The organism is Pseudomonas sp. CCOS 191, assembly GCF_001007005.1.
In the GTDB taxonomy this organism is placed as follows: domain Bacteria; phylum Pseudomonadota; class Gammaproteobacteria; order Pseudomonadales; family Pseudomonadaceae; genus Aquipseudomonas; species Aquipseudomonas soli.
The window spans coordinates 331,220-345,378 of record NZ_LN847264.1 but is presented as its reverse complement, the minus strand read 5'-3'; the positions used below and the strand labels follow the sequence as shown (position 1 = coordinate 345,378).

Here is a 14,159-nt window from a genome sequence, read left to right as displayed (position 1 = left end):
CCTGGAGAGCAAGAGGCTTAAGCATCAAGGATAAAATTTTGATACTTCGTCCCGAACCTCATTGAAAAGGCGGACTGTATTACTGTATTTCCCATCGCCCAGCGGAACTGAATCAAAGGTAGCACTGGGATCCGAAAAGCTATCAAACTCCCAAGGGCATGAACCAGAGTTACAATCGTACTTACCCATTAGTGTTCGATATTCGACGCCATTGGCTTTGAATTGGTGCCCGAATCTGTAGGTAGGATCACCTGGTTCAGGACCACCCTTCCAGGTATGCGTCTTCGCCCCGCCAAGCAGATGCCCCAACTGATGTGTCAGATTTACTGACTCATGGCGCATATTGATCAACGCAAACGCATTCTGCTTCCTGGCGCCGATGTAGGCCTTACCCTCGAAAAATGGATAGTGAACAAGCGCGATCACAATATCAGCACGATTCGTCTCCCTCAAGGCCGCAATTGGCTTGTTGGGATCTGTTTTCTCCTCAGAAATCTCGTATAATATTTTCGCTGGATCGTTGTCAAATTCAGACTCCTTGAAACTCAACTGAAACAACCCCGCATACTCAAAATCAAGATCAACATTACTATTGCGGAACGTTTGAGAGGCGCTTGCCAACATGGTTAGAAGTCGAAACCCAGGATTGCCATCAAGTTCACGCGCTTCCTTCGTACTTACGAACATGACCCGAATCGTGCTTCGCGCTTTGGGCTGCGAACCACTCACGGCTTTTTTCAGATCCTTTCCGTGCGACTTGTTGTCATCTACAGGGTCACATCCCAAGTTACTCTGTGGGTCAAGCTTGATGAGAACATGTCGGCCTGCACCGGCATTTTCCAACCGATAAAACTGGCCAGGCAGATGAATCTCCCCACTCAGGCGCTGCCCTTGGCGCACCAGCATCATTCTACTGACAGGGTCTACGTCGGCTTTACTAGGCGATGAGTAGCGGTGCTTTTGATCGGAAATGATATCTCCAAACCAGTACGCAGCATCGCCACTTTCCTCGTGCGCAATTCGTTGCTTGAATTTGACAGTATCCCCATTTGGCAGTGGCAGCGAAAGCCGGCCAGTTCCTGCCTTGACCAAGGCCGGCTTGATATCAATGAAACGCGCATCTTCTATGTTTCTCGATTGCTTCAGTGCTTTCAGGAAATTCACATCCGCATCGCTGGAGGTCAGCGTCGACAACCCCTGGAGATCCATCGGCTCCTTGATTTCATAGAGTCTTTGCTCATCATTTACTGATGAAGCCTGCGCATGGCTTGCCACTCCACAGGCCGACAGCAGTAGCATCTGTAAACATGCGAAAAGCCACGTAACCCTTCGTTGAATAATCATCCGATTTCCCTGAGTAAATGCGTGAACAGGACACAAGCCGGCTCAATGCACGTTCTTAAGCAAGGCAGAAGACCAGCAGCAAGTAGCCTTAGCGACCAAACCTCCAGCCCCTGATCTTCGTTATCTTACCGAGGAGCTGCTTATCCCAATGCGTTACTTCCAAGGGCTGAAGAAATTCAGGAAAACCGTAAACCGATCTCATATGTGCGATAGTCCTTGCATTCTTATTGTCATCAGGAAGCCTCCCGTCAACGCACAGCACATCTACATCTTGCGCCGTCTGCAGACAAACAACGTGGAAACCCTGCCAGTATCCAAATGCAATCGACAAGAGATAAGGCACATATTCTTTACCTTGCTTCTCACACCACTCCTCGGAAACATGACAACTATCCTCATCCACCACTTTCAGCACCTCGGGACATATTGGTGCAGTTCCATTATCAGGCACAGCTATCGAGCATAGGAGTCCGCTCCCCCCCCAAAGCCCTGAATAAAAATAAACCCTCAAGTCGTTCGCAGACGGCGTTACGTCATCGGTTTTCGAAGCAGAACACCCCGAAACAATCAAGACCAGCACAGCCCATAGCAACGCAGTATAAATTCCGCGCAATTCAATCATGTGCTATCTCCTGTCTTCACAGACTAATATCGTCGCTATTAGCAATGACCCGACGCACAAAAGACATCTGCCCTATTAAAAACCTAACTAGCAGGCACCCCACAACTGGCAAAAATATCAGGTGCACAAAAAAATCCCGAAAAGCCGTGAGCTTCCGGGATCAAGAGCGAGCAACATCCACTGGGCGTGAAGTGAGGGTGACCAAGCCCTCGGTGCCGTGAATGACATCAGTGTGCGTCCTTCGCCTGCGCCCGATTTAGCCGTAAACGACCTGTTCTTAGCCAAAGCGGCCATCGCGACAATCTGCCCTTGCCGCCCTGGCGCGGCGGACACAAAATCGATGGCAAACAACAGCGGCGAAGGACATTAGTCATGATGCATGCGGACTTGATCGACCAGGACGACCTGCTGGGCCAACTGCGCTCGCGGGGTTTTGACATTCCGGCTGGCGCCAGCGCCGAGCAGGCCTGCGAGGTGGTGATTCGCGGACTGACCGAGCCCAATGCGCGGGCGCTCAAGGGCATGGTCGAGCAGATGTACACCGGCAGCGCGACGATCCTGCCAGCGGTGCGCCAGGCCATCGACAAGCAGCTGTTACCGGCGTTGGCGCAGTACAACACGCGCGCTTGAGGGCATCGGAAAAAGTGGGCGCCAGATTTGTGGAAGTGGGCTTGCCCCGCGATTGAACCATCGCCGGGCAAGCCCACTCCCACAAGCTCGTCAAATCCGCCCGCGTCTAGAGGCGCACGCTGGCAAAGGTCGACTCATTGCGCGCCTGGCTCAGCGCCGCCATCGGCCCGCTGTGGGGCGACAGCGCCATGGCCTGCGGGATCGGCATCATTGCCACCTGCTGGGTGGTGTTCGAGCCCACCCGCTCGTCACGCGGCGGAATGCCGAAGTACTCGCGGTAGCACTTGGAAAAGTGCGGCGTGGAGACGAACCCGCACACCGATGCCACCTCGATGATCGACATCGGCGTCTGCTTGAGCAGTTGCCGGGCGCGGATCAGCCGCAGCTTGAGGTAGTAGCGCGACGGCGAGCAGTGCAGGTACTTCTGGAACAGGCGCTCGAGCTGGCGCCGCGACACGGCCACATAGACCGCCAGTTCGTCGAGGTCGATCGGCTCCTCGAGGTTGGCTTCCATCAGCGCGACGATTTCCTGCAGCTTCGGTTGGTTGGTGCCAAGCATATGCTTGAGCGGCACGCGCTGGTGATCCTGCTCGTTGCGGATGCGCTCATAGACGAACATCTCGGAGATCGCCGCCGACAGCTCGCGGCCGTGGTCGCGGCTGATCAGGTGCAGCATCATGTCCAGCGGAGCGGTGCCGCCAGAGCTGGTAAAGCGGTTGCGGTCGAGGGTGAACAGGCGGGTGCTCATGTTCACCCGCGGGTAGGCCTCCTGCATTGCCGCCAGGCATTCCCAGTGCACGCTGCAGTCAAAGCCGTCTAGCAGCCCGGCGCAGGCCAGCGCCCAGCTGCCGGTGCACACCGCGCCCAGGCGACGCGACTGGCGGGCCTGGGCCTGCAGCCAGGTGACGTGCTCGCGGGTGACGGTGCGCTGGATGCCAACGCCACCGCAGACAATCACGGTGTCCATCGGCGGCGCGCTGTGCATGGCCGCGTCGGGGGTGATCTGCAGGCCGTCGCTCGCCCACACCTGGCCACCATCGACGGTCAGGGTATGCCAGCGGTACAGCTCGCGACCGGACAGCTGGTTGGCCATGCGCAGCGGCTCGACCGCCGACGCCAGGGAAATAAGGGTGAAGTTGTCCAGCAGGAGAAAGCCGATGGACTGGGGTGCTGTGCGGTTCTGGGTTGGGGTCCCGGAGGTGTACGACGTCATCGCGATTTCTCCTCACACAATGCAGGGTGTGCCTCAGGCAAGCACTGTTCTTGTAATGGCCCCGTTTCGTATGCAGGGGCTTTGCCAATCTCAACGCAATTGGCATGCCTGAATTTGAACGCCCATCCAATAAAACCCAAAAACGACGTCGGCATGCGCCTTCCAGCGGCCTGGGTGATGAGCGTCAGGTCAAACGCAAACAGGCGCGCCAGCGCCTCTGCGCGTCACCCCTGAGCAATTCGGTAGCACTTGTGGGAAGGTTGCCCAGATGCGACAGACTTAAGTGTCACCGACAACCAACCTGCTGGTAACGACAGGCGACGGCCGGTAGATGACAACCGCTGCGCCAGAATGTGGCGCATCGGTCACGTGTGGGCCAGAACGGCGCATCAGCACTCGATGACGCTGACCGCCAGCCCCCCACGGGAGGTTTCCTTGTATTTGTCGTGCATGTCGGCGCCGGTGTCGCGCATGGTGCGGATCACCTGGTCCAACGAGATGAAGTGTTCGCCATCACCGCGCAAGGCCATCTGCACGGCATTGATCGCCTTCACCGCGGCGATGGCGTTGCGCTCGATGCACGGGACCTGCACCAGGCCACCGACCGGGTCGCAGGTCAGGCCGAGGTTATGCTCCAGGGCGATCTCGGCGGCGTTCTCCAGCTGCGCCGGGGTGGCGCCAAGCACGTCGGCCAAGCCTGCCGCAGCCATGGCGCAGGCCGAACCGACCTCGCCCTGGCAACCAACCTCGGCGCCGGAGATCGAGGCGTTCTTCTTGCACAGGATGCCCACGGCAGCCGCGCCGAGGAAGAAGTCCACCACATTGGACTCATCCACCGCATCGGAGAAACGCATGTAGTAGTGCAACACCGCCGGGATGATGCCCGCCGCGCCGTTGGTGGGCGCGGTGACCATGCGCCCGCCAGCGGCGTTCTCTTCGTTGACCGCCAGGGCGAACAGGTTGACCCACTCCATGGCGCTCATGGTCGAACCGATCACGTTGGGCTTGCCCAGCTCCTGCAGGCTGCGGTGCAGGCGGGCGGCGCGGCGACGCACATTGAGCCCGCCGGGCAGGATGCCTTCATGCTTGAGGCCGTTGTTCACGCACTCCTGCATGGCTTGCCAGAGCTTGAGCAGGCCGGCGCGGATCTCGGCTTCACTGCGCCAGACCTTTTCGTTCTCCAGCATCAATTGCGACACGCGCAAGTCGTTTTGCTTGCACAGGCGCAGCAGTTCGGCGGCGCTGTCGAAGTCGTAGGGCAGCACGGTCTGGTCGGCGTCCAGCACGCCACTGGCGGCCTGGGCGGCATCGACCACGAAACCGCCGCCCACCGAGTAGTAGGTGTCGCGGTGCAGCTCGCCCGCCTCGCCTTCGGCAATCAGGGTCATGGCATTAGGGTGGTACGGCAGGTTCTCGTCCAGCAGCAGCATGTCGCGGGCCCAGACGAACTCGATGGGCAGGCGATTGTCGAGCTTGAGCACGTTGGTTTCGCGCAGGTCGGCGATGCGTGGGGTGATCTGGCTGGGGTCGATGGCGTCCGGCCATTCGCCCATCAGGCCCATGATCGTGGCGTTGTCGGTGCCATGGCCGACACCGGTGGCCGACAGCGAGCCATACAGCCTCACTTCGATACGCCGCACCTGCTCCAGCTCGCCGCGCTCACGCAGCCCCTGGACGAACAGCGCACCAGCGCGCATGGGGCCGACGGTGTGCGAGCTGGAAGGCCCGACACCGATCTTGAACAGGTCGAACACGCTGATGGCCATTGTCGAATCACCTCTTGCTGGGCTTGTCTCTGCGCGCCATGCGCAGGGCGGAGCAACTGCTAGGCTGAAACAGTCGAGCCGCCTTGAATGCTCGCATCATCGGGCTTTTGCCCTGCCCTTCGCCGTCTGCAACCGACGTACTTTTGTCCAGCAGCGCCGCCGCTGCACGGGCCTTTCGTGCGCCGTTTTCCAGCGGCAGGGCGACGCAAAAACCGAGGTATGGGGGTGGAAAAATCCAGTTGCGACATCGTCCGTACTGGATACGACCCGTCCTGTACTGGATACGACGCCACCAGTAGGCGATTGCCGAACGCTGGAGGATTATCGAAAGCGACTCGTATTGCACGGCCTCGCATCCTGCCCTCTGCAGGCCTGGTCGACCGGAGCCCTGAGAACGCCCGGCGGCCCACGCGAACCCGAAGATAAAATCACAGGAGTCCATCCATGAAAGGTTCACCCAAGCTGTTGCTGGTCGCGTTGCTGTCCGCTCCGCTGCTGGCCCAGGCCGCCGAACCCGAGCAGTGCCAGACGGTACGGTTCTCCGATGTCGGCTGGACCGACATCACGGTCACCACCGCGACCACCAGCGTCGTGCTCGAAGCCCTGGGCTACAAGACCCACACCACCATGATCTCGGTACCGGTGACCTACAAGTCGCTGGCCACCGGCAAGGACCTGGACGTGTTTCTCGGCAACTGGATGCCGACCATGGAGAACGACATCAAGCAATACCGCGATGCCGGCACCGTCGAGACCGTTCGCGCCAACCTGGAAAACGCCAAGTACACCCTGGCCGTGCCCCAGGCGCTGTATGACAAGGGCCTGAAAGACTTCGCCGACATTCCCAAGTTCAAGCAGGAGCTCAAGGGCAAGATCTACGGCATCGAGCCGGGCAACGATGGCAACCGCACCATCCAGAAGATGATCGACGACAACGCCTTCGGCCTGAAGGACGCTGGCTTCCAGATCGTGCAGTCCAGCGAGGCGGGCATGCTGGCCCAGGTCGACCGGGCGCAGAAGCGTGAAGACGCGATCGTCTTCCTCGGCTGGGAACCGCACCCGATGAACACCCGCTTCAAGATGCAGTACCTGACCGGTGGGGATGCCTATTTCGGTCCCGACTTCGGCAAGGCCACCGTGCTGACCAACACCCGCAAGGGCTACGCCCAGGAATGCGGCAACGTTGGCCAGTTGTTGAAGAACCTGTCGTTCGAGCTCAAGGATGAAAGCACCATGATGGGCTATGTCCTGGACGACAAGATGAAGCCCGAGGCGGCCGCGAAAAAATGGCTGAAGGACAACCCCGGCAAGCTCGACGCCTGGCTCGCCGGCGTGACCACCGTGGACGGCAAACCCGGCCTTGAGGCGGCCAAGGCCAAACTGACGCAATAACGCAAGACGCCATGGCAACACCGCGGGGTGGGACCGTGCCCGCCCCGGACTGATTTCAATCTTTGCAGGTGGAAGCTCGCTATCATGCTTATCGATCAGAAAATACCCCTGGGGCAGTACATCGCCTCATTCGTCGAATGGTTGACCCAGAATGGCGCCAGCTACTTCGACGCCATCGCCGCAGGCCTGGAATTCATGATCCATGGGGTCACCAGCGCCCTGACCTGGTTCAACCCGTTCGTGCTAATCGCCCTGTTCGCCGGCCTCGCGCACCTGATCCAGCGCAAATGGGCGCTCACCGTCTTCGTCGCCCTGTCGTTCCTGCTGATCCTCAACCTGGGCTACTGGCAGGAGACCATGGAAACCCTGGCGCAGGTCACCTTCGCCACGGTGGTCTGCGTGGTCATCGGCGTGCCGCTGGGCATCGCCGCCGCGCACAAACCGATGTTCTACACCGCCATGCGCCCGGTGCTGGACTTGATGCAGACCGTGCCCACCTTCGTTTACCTGATCCCGACCCTGACCCTGTTCGGCCTGGGCGTGGTGCCGGGGCTGATCTCCACCGTGGTGTTCGCCATCGCTGCGCCCATCCGCCTCACTTATCTAGGCATCTGCGACGTGCCGCAGGAACTGATGGACGCCGGCAAGGCCTTCGGCTGCTCGCGCCGCCAGTTGTTGACCCGCATCGAACTGCCCCATGCCATGCCGAGCATCGCCGCCGGGGTGACGCAATGCATCATGCTGTCGCTGTCGATGGTGGTGATCGCCGCCCTGGTCGGCGCCGACGGCCTGGGCAAACCCGTGGTCAACGCACTGAACACCGCCGATATCTCCCTGGGCTTCGAAGCGGGCCTGGCCATCGTGCTGCTGGCAATCATGCTCGACCGTATCTGCAAGCAACCGGAGCTGCCGGTAAGGGGTGAGGCATGAGCATCATTCGTTTCGAAGACGTCGACGTCATCTTCTCCAGCAAGCCGCGCGAGGCGCTGGCCCTGCTCGACCAGGGCAAGACCCGCGAGCAGATCCTCAAGCAGACGGGCCTGGTGGTCGGCGTCGAAAAGGCCAACCTGGACATCAACAAAGGCGAGATCTGCGTGCTCATGGGGCTGTCCGGTTCGGGCAAGTCCAGCCTGCTGCGCTGCATCAACGGCCTCAACACCGTGAGCCGCGGCAAGCTGTTCGTCGAGCACGAAGGCAAGCACATCGATATCGCCCACTGCACCCCGGCAGAGCTGAAGATGATGCGCACCAAGCGCATCGCCATGGTGTTCCAGAAGTTCGCCCTGATGCCCTGGCTGACGGTGCGCGAGAACATCAGCTTCGGCCTGGAGATGCAGGGCCGGCCGGAGAAGGAACGGCGCAAGCTGGTAGATGAAAAGCTCGAGCTGGTGGGCCTGACCCAGTGGCGCAACAAGAAACCGGACGAACTCTCCGGTGGCATGCAACAGCGCGTGGGCCTGGCCCGGGCGCTGGCGATGGACGCTGACATCCTGTTGATGGACGAACCGTTCTCGGCCCTCGATCCGCTGATCCGCCAGGGCCTGCAGGACGAATTGCTAGCCCTGCAGAGCAAGCTGAGCAAGACCATCGTGTTCGTCAGCCACGACCTGGACGAGGCGCTGAAACTGGGCAGCCGCATCGCCATCATGAAGGACGGGCGCATCATCCAGTACAGCAAGCCGGAAGAGATCGTGCTCAACCCGGCCGACGAATACGTGCGCACCTTCGTCGCCCACACCAACCCGCTCAACGTGCTATGCGGCCGCAGCCTGATGCGCAGCCTGGACAATTGCCGGCGGGTCAACGGTTCGGTGTGCCTGGACCCTGGCATCGACTCATGGCTGGACCTTGGCGAGGGCGGCTCGCTCAAGCGCGCACGCCAGGGCCAGAATGGCCTGGACATGCAGAACTGGGCGCCGGGGCAGGACGTCGGCTTGCTGGAACGCAGGCCAACCGTGGTGCACGCCGATATCGGCATGCGCGAGGCGTTGCAGATTCGTTACCAGACCGGCAACAAGCTGGTGCTGCAGGATAACGACAAGGTAGTGGGGATACTCGGGGATACCGAGCTTTACCATGCCTTGCTGGGCAAGAATCACGGGTGATTCAATTGGGGCCGCCTTGCGGCCCATCGCGGCTGAAGCCGCTCCTACAGGAGACGTGTGATCCTTGTAGGAGCGGCTTCAGCCGCGATGGGCTGCAACGCAGCCCCAATCAGTGGTTCAGCGTACGACGATCCCACGCGAAGCCATGTAGGCCTTGGCCTCTGGTACCGTGTACTCGCCAAAGTGGAAGATGCTCGCCGCCAGCACCGCGCTGGCATGCCCTTCCAGGATGCCGTCGGCCAGGTGCTGCAGGTTACCCACGCCACCGGAAGCAATCACCGGAATCCCCAGCGCATCGCTGATGGCGCGGGTCACGCCCAGGTCGAAGCCATTCTTCATGCCATCCTGGTCCATGCTGGTCAGCAGGATCTCGCCAGCCCCCAGGCCTTCCATCTTCTTCGCCCACTCCACCGCATCCAGCCCGGTAGGCTTGCGCCCGCCGTGGGTGAAAATCTCCCAGCGCGGGGTTTCGCCCGGGCCGGAGACTTTCTTGGCGTCGATGGCAACGACGATGCACTGCGAACCGAAACGGTCCGCCGCCTCGCCCACGAACTCCGGGTTGAACACCGCGGCGGTGTTGATAGACACCTTGTCGGCACCGGCGTTGAGCAGGTTGCGGATGTCCTGCACGGTACGCACGCCACCACCCACGGTCAGCGGGATGAACACCTGGCTGGCCATGCGCTCGACGGTATGCAGGGTGGTGTCACGGCCATCGACGCTGGCGGTGATGTCGAGGAAGGTGATCTCGTCGGCGCCCTGCTCGTCGTAGCGCCGGGCGATCTCCACCGGGTCGCCGGCATCGCGGATGTTCTCGAACTTGACGCCCTTGACCACCCGGCCGTTGTCCACGTCCAGGCAAGGGATGATGCGCTTGGCCAGTGCCATGGTCGCTCCTCAGCCTTGGTAGTTGTCGCAGAAGGCCTGGGCCTCGGCGACGTCGAGGGTGCCTTCGTAGATGGCACGGCCGGTGATGGCGCCGATGATGCCTGGTGCCTTGGCGTCCAGCAGAGCCTTGATGTCGCCCAGGTTGTGGATGCCGCCCGAGGCGATCACCGGAATGCGCGTGGCTTCGGCCAGGGCCTTGGTGAAGGGCACGTTGCAGCCCTGCATCATGCCGTCCTTGGCGATGTCGGTGTAGACGATCGCCGAGACGCCATCGGCCTCGAAACGCTTGGCCAGGTCGATGACCTGCACGCTGCTCACTTCGGCCCAGCCGTCGGTGGCGACGAAGCCGTCCTTGGCGTCCAGGCCGACGATGACCTTGCCAGGGAACGCCTTGCACGCTTCGGCGACGAACTCAGGCTGCTTGACCGCCTTGGTGCCGATGATCACGTAGCTGACACCGGCCTTGACGTAGTGCTCGATTGTCTCCAGCGAGCGGATGCCACCGCCGATCTGGATCGGCAGGGTCGGATAGCGCTTGGCGATAGCCGTGACCACTTCACCGTTGACCGGCTGGCCTTCGAAAGCGCCGTTGAGGTCGACCAGGTGCAGGCGGCGGCAGCCACCCTCGACCCATTTGGCGGCCATGCTCACCGGGTCGTCGGAAAATACCGTGGAGTCTTCCATGCGGCCTTGGCGCAGGCGTACGCAGGCACCGTCCTTGAGATCGATAGCGGGGATAATCAGCATGTGAGGAACCTGTCTAATCGTTGGAATTCAGGGCTTCTCGAGCGCCCACAGGTCGCTTTCGATGCTCTCGAACCGCTCCTTGAGGTGCAGCTGAACATCGGCAATCGCCCTGTTGTAGTAATGGGGTGCAATCTCTTTGCTGAACAGCTCGAGGACCTCGGCCACCTCGAACGACCCCAGCTCCAGCTCGAAGCGGTCGTCGAGAAAGCGCTTGAGCGTGTCGAGCGCCTCGCGCTCCTGCTCCGGGGTCAGGGTGATGATCGGGGCCTTGGTCTTCGATCGGCTCATTTACCAGCGCCCGTCCCAGGCGACGAAGTTCTGCAGCAGCTGCAGGCCATGGGTATGGCTCTTCTCCGGGTGGAACTGCACGGCGAAGCGCGAACCTTCGGCCAGCGCGGCGGCGAAATCGACGCCGTAGTGGCCGCGACCGACCACCTGACCCGGCTTGCCGGCCTCGATGAAGTAGCTGTGCACGAAGTAGAAACGCGCACGGTCGGGGATGTCATGCCACAGCGGGTGGTCGATGGTCTGGCCGACTTCGTTCCAACCCATGTGCGGCACCTTCAGGTGCTCGCCGTCTTCCTTCAGGTCTTTACCGAAGAAGCGTACCTGGCCGGGGAACAGGCCGATGCAGTCGACACCGTCGTTTTCCTCGCTGCGCTCGAGCAGCGCCTGCATGCCTACGCAGATGCCGAGGAACGGGCGGTCCTGGCTGACTTCGCGCACCAGGCTGTCGAAGCCCAGGCGGCGGATCTCGGCCATGCAGTCGCGGATCGCGCCGACGCCCGGGAACACCACGCGGTCGGCTTCACGAATCACCGCGGCATCGCTGGTCACCAGCACCTTGCCGGCGCCCACATGCTCCAGGGCCTTGGCCACCGAGTGCAGGTTGCCCATGCCATAGTCGATTACGGCTACCGTCTGCATTTACAGGCACCCTTTGGTGGATGGCATCTGCCCGGCCATGCGCTCGTCGAGGGTAACGGCCATGCGCAGCGCGCGGCCGAACGCCTTGAACACGGTCTCGATCTGGTGGTGGGTGTTGTGGCCACGCAGGTTGTCGATATGCAGGGTCACCAGGGCATGGTTGACGAAGCCCTGGAAGAACTCCTGGAACAGGTCGACATCGAAGCCGCCCACGGTGGCGCGGGTATACGGCACGTGCATCTGCAGGCCCGGACGGCCGGAGAAGTCGATGACCACGCGCGACAGGGCCTCGTCCAGGGGCACATAGGCATGGCCGTAGCGGAAGATGCCTTTCTTGTCGCCGATGGCCTGGGCGAACGCCATGCCCAGGGTGATGCCGACGTCCTCGACGGTATGGTGGTCGTCGATATGCAGGTCGCCCTTGCACTCGATGTCCAGGTCGATCAGCCCATGTCGGGCGATCTGGTCGAGCATGTGTTCAAGGAAAGGCACGCCGATTTCAAATCGGGCCTTGCCGCTGCCATCGAGGTTGATCGAGCACTTGACCTGGGTTTCCAGGGTATTGCGCTCGACGGAAGCCTTACGTTCGACCATCACCAGCTCCGCAAAATCATTGGGCGAAAAGGGCTCCATTATAGGCCCAGAACGCGCCAGCTTGAAACGCGGATGACATATGGCAGGGCAAGCAATTGCGGGGGGATAACAGGCTTACAGGTCTATACAAGCGTGTAGTTGGGGATGCTTTGCAGCCTTTCGCTGGCAGGCCGGCCCCCACAGAGATCGCGGCAGTGCAATACCTGTGGGAGCCGGCTTGCCGGCGATGAGGCCAGTACAGCTACATCAATGGAACAGAACGGCGGTCTTCTGCAGGGTGATCCACACCCCCCAGGCCAGCGGAATCACCACCACCGCCCAGGCCACCAGCACCAGCGGCAGGCTGCCCGGCGCCGCGTGCCACTCCAGCGAACGCGCGGAATCGGCGCCCTTGTCATGGCTCAGCGCGCGCTCGGCCGCCAGTTCGGCGTCGGTCATGAAGTACTTGTCCGCCACCGGGCGCACCAGCATGTTGCAGATGAACCCCAGCACCAGCAGACCGGCCAGGATGTACAGGGTCATGTCGTAGGCCGCGGCCCGCTCCACGCCCGCCGCCAGCTGCGCCTCGCGCAGGTAAGTGATCAGCACCGGACCGAGCACACCGGCCGCCGCCCAGGCAGTCAGCAGGCGACCATGGATGGCACCGACCATCTGCGTGCCGAACAGGTCGGCCAGGTACGCCGGCACGGTGGCGAAGCCACCGCCGTACATCGACAGGATGATGCAGAACGCCGCCACGAACAGCGCCACGTTGCCGATGTGGCCCATGTTCGGCACCAGGCTGTAGAGGCCCACGCCTAGGGCGAAGAAGGCGAAGTAGGTATTCTTGCGGCCGATATAGTCGGAGAACGACGCCCAGAAGAAGCGCCCGCCGATGTTGAACAGGCTCAGCAGGCCGGTGAAACCGGCGGCAATCGCGGCAATTTGCGCCAGTTGCGCGGCATTCAGCTCACTGAAGGTCAGCTCGTTGCCCAGCAGCTTGCCGGCGAACACTTCCTGCAGCAGTGGCGAAGCCATGCCGAGAATGCCGATACCGGCCGAGACGTTCAGGCACAGCACCAGCCACACCAAGGCGAACTGCGGGGTTTTCCAGGCCACGCTCACATGCACGTGACGGTCGGTGACCATGGCGTTGGCTTTCTTCGCCGGCGGTGTCCAGCCTTCGGGCTTCCAGCCGGTCGGCGGCACGCGGTAGGCCAGGGCGCCCGCAGTCATGAACACGAAGTAGATCGCGGCCATGGCGACAAAGCTCTGCCAGACGCCCACCTCGGTCGCGCTGCCGAAGTGGCCCATGAGCGCGGTGGCCAGAGGAGCGCCCACCATGGCACCTCCACCAAAGCCCATGATCGCCATACCGGTTGCCATGCCGCGCTTGTCCGGGAACCACTTGATCAGGGTCGACACTGGCGAAATGTAGCCAAGGCCCAGGCCGATCCCGCCGATCACCCCCGAACCCAGCCACATCAACCACAGCTGGTGGGTCTTCACGCCGATCGCCGAGATCAGCAGGCCGCCGCACCAGCACAGTGCCGAGACCAGGCCGGCCTTGCGCGGGCCGGCGTGCTCCAGCCAGCCACCAAGTACCGCAGCCGAGCAGCCGAGGAACACGAAGAACAGGGTGTAGATCCAGCTGAGCATGGAGATCGGCCAGTCGCACTCGGCGCTGAACAGGCGGGCGACGAAGCCCATGTCGGCGGCGCAGGCCACTGGCGCGCTGACACCCAGGGCCTGGGACAGCGGCAGCCAGAACACCGAGAAGCCATAGGCCATGCCGATGCACAGGTGAATGGCCAGGGCCGCCGGCGGCACCAGCCAGCGGTTGAAGCCCGGGCGGGCGATGATGCGCTCCTTCGACAGGAAGCCCGGCGTGCTTGCCGCCGCCCCCGCCGTGATACTGCTGTTCATGGATTGATCCTTTTGTAGGTGGGCTG

The 14,159-nt window shown here is 61.7% G+C and carries 15 protein-coding genes; 4 read left to right on the top strand and 11 right to left on the bottom strand.

The features are described from left to right. Positions 1-24: 24 nt before the first annotated feature. Both CCOS191_RS01670 and CCOS191_RS27780 read right to left on the bottom strand, forming a co-directional pair. Complete coding sequence (locus CCOS191_RS01670; RefSeq protein ID WP_156177498.1) at positions 25-1,299, bottom strand: hypothetical protein; 1,275 nt, start codon at positions 1,297-1,299, stop codon at positions 25-27. Between the two features lie 133 nt (positions 1,300-1,432). Beyond that, positions 1,433-1,966, bottom strand: a complete 534-nt coding sequence (locus CCOS191_RS27780; protein ID WP_156177497.1) for a hypothetical protein — start codon at positions 1,964-1,966, stop codon at positions 1,433-1,435. Positions 1,967-2,338: 372 nt separating this feature from the next. Here CCOS191_RS27780 and CCOS191_RS01665 point away from each other — a divergent pair, with 372 nt between their 5' ends. Further along, complete coding sequence (locus tag CCOS191_RS01665; RefSeq protein ID WP_046853808.1) at positions 2,339-2,596, top strand: hypothetical protein; 258 nt, start codon at positions 2,339-2,341, stop codon at positions 2,594-2,596. Positions 2,597-2,702: 106 nt separating this feature from the next. Here CCOS191_RS01665 and CCOS191_RS01660 read toward each other — a convergent pair whose 3' ends face one another. The 3 genes from CCOS191_RS01660 to CCOS191_RS27775 form a co-directional block, all read right to left on the bottom strand. Further along, positions 2,703-3,809, bottom strand: coding sequence for a GlxA family transcriptional regulator (locus tag CCOS191_RS01660; RefSeq protein ID WP_046853807.1), 1,107 nt, complete (start codon positions 3,807-3,809; stop codon positions 2,703-2,705). Between the two features lie 389 nt (positions 3,810-4,198). Further along, positions 4,199-5,575: an L-serine ammonia-lyase gene (locus CCOS191_RS01655; protein WP_046853806.1), complete on the bottom strand. Its 1,377-nt coding sequence runs from the start codon at positions 5,573-5,575 to the stop codon at positions 4,199-4,201. 7 nt (positions 5,576-5,582) lie between these two features. Next, positions 5,583-5,921, bottom strand: a complete 339-nt coding sequence (locus CCOS191_RS27775; protein ID WP_156177496.1) for a hypothetical protein — start codon at positions 5,919-5,921, stop codon at positions 5,583-5,585. A 98-nt stretch (positions 5,922-6,019) separates the two neighbouring features. Here CCOS191_RS27775 and CCOS191_RS01650 point away from each other — a divergent pair, with 98 nt between their 5' ends. The 3 genes from CCOS191_RS01650 (at position 6,020) to choV (ending at position 9,072) form a co-directional block, all read left to right on the top strand. Continuing rightward, entirely contained in the window at positions 6,020-6,967 is a 948-nt protein-coding gene (locus tag CCOS191_RS01650; RefSeq protein ID WP_023629855.1) for a choline ABC transporter substrate-binding protein, read from the top strand. Positions 6,968-7,048: 81 nt separating this feature from the next. Then, entirely contained in the window at positions 7,049-7,897 is an 849-nt protein-coding gene (choW, locus tag CCOS191_RS01645) for a choline ABC transporter permease subunit (RefSeq protein WP_172670914.1), read from the top strand. Beyond that, entirely contained in the window at positions 7,894-9,072 is a 1,179-nt protein-coding gene (choV, locus tag CCOS191_RS01640) for a choline ABC transporter ATP-binding protein (protein WP_023629857.1), read from the top strand. The genes choW and choV overlap by 4 nt, the downstream gene beginning before the upstream one ends. Positions 9,073-9,189: 117 nt before the next feature. Here choV and hisF read toward each other — a convergent pair whose 3' ends face one another. The 6 genes from hisF to CCOS191_RS01610 form a co-directional block, all read right to left on the bottom strand. Beyond that, a complete protein-coding gene (gene hisF / locus CCOS191_RS01635; RefSeq protein ID WP_023629858.1) occupies positions 9,190-9,960 on the bottom strand; it encodes an imidazole glycerol phosphate synthase subunit HisF in 771 nt (256 codons plus the stop codon). A gap of 9 nt (positions 9,961-9,969) precedes the next feature. Beyond that, a complete protein-coding gene (gene hisA / locus CCOS191_RS01630) occupies positions 9,970-10,707 on the bottom strand; it encodes a 1-(5-phosphoribosyl)-5-[(5-phosphoribosylamino)methylideneamino]imidazole-4-carboxamide isomerase (RefSeq protein ID WP_046853804.1) in 738 nt (245 codons plus the stop codon). A gap of 27 nt (positions 10,708-10,734) precedes the next feature. Further along, the gene (locus CCOS191_RS01625) at positions 10,735-10,995 is read right to left on the bottom strand and encodes a DUF2164 domain-containing protein (RefSeq protein WP_046853803.1); all 261 of its coding nucleotides are present in this window, start codon (positions 10,993-10,995) and stop codon (positions 10,735-10,737) included. Continuing rightward, positions 10,996-11,634, bottom strand: a complete 639-nt coding sequence (gene hisH, locus CCOS191_RS01620; protein ID WP_046853802.1) for an imidazole glycerol phosphate synthase subunit HisH — start codon at positions 11,632-11,634, stop codon at positions 10,996-10,998. It lies immediately after the preceding gene. Next, positions 11,635-12,228 carry an imidazoleglycerol-phosphate dehydratase HisB gene (gene hisB / locus CCOS191_RS01615; protein ID WP_028688464.1) on the bottom strand — a complete coding sequence of 198 codons (594 nt, stop codon included), beginning with the start codon at positions 12,226-12,228 and terminating at the stop codon, positions 11,635-11,637. It lies immediately after the preceding gene. A 246-nt stretch (positions 12,229-12,474) separates the two neighbouring features. Beyond that, complete coding sequence (locus tag CCOS191_RS01610; RefSeq protein WP_046853801.1) at positions 12,475-14,133, bottom strand: OFA family MFS transporter; 1,659 nt, start codon at positions 14,131-14,133, stop codon at positions 12,475-12,477. Positions 14,134-14,159: the final 26 nt, after the last annotated feature.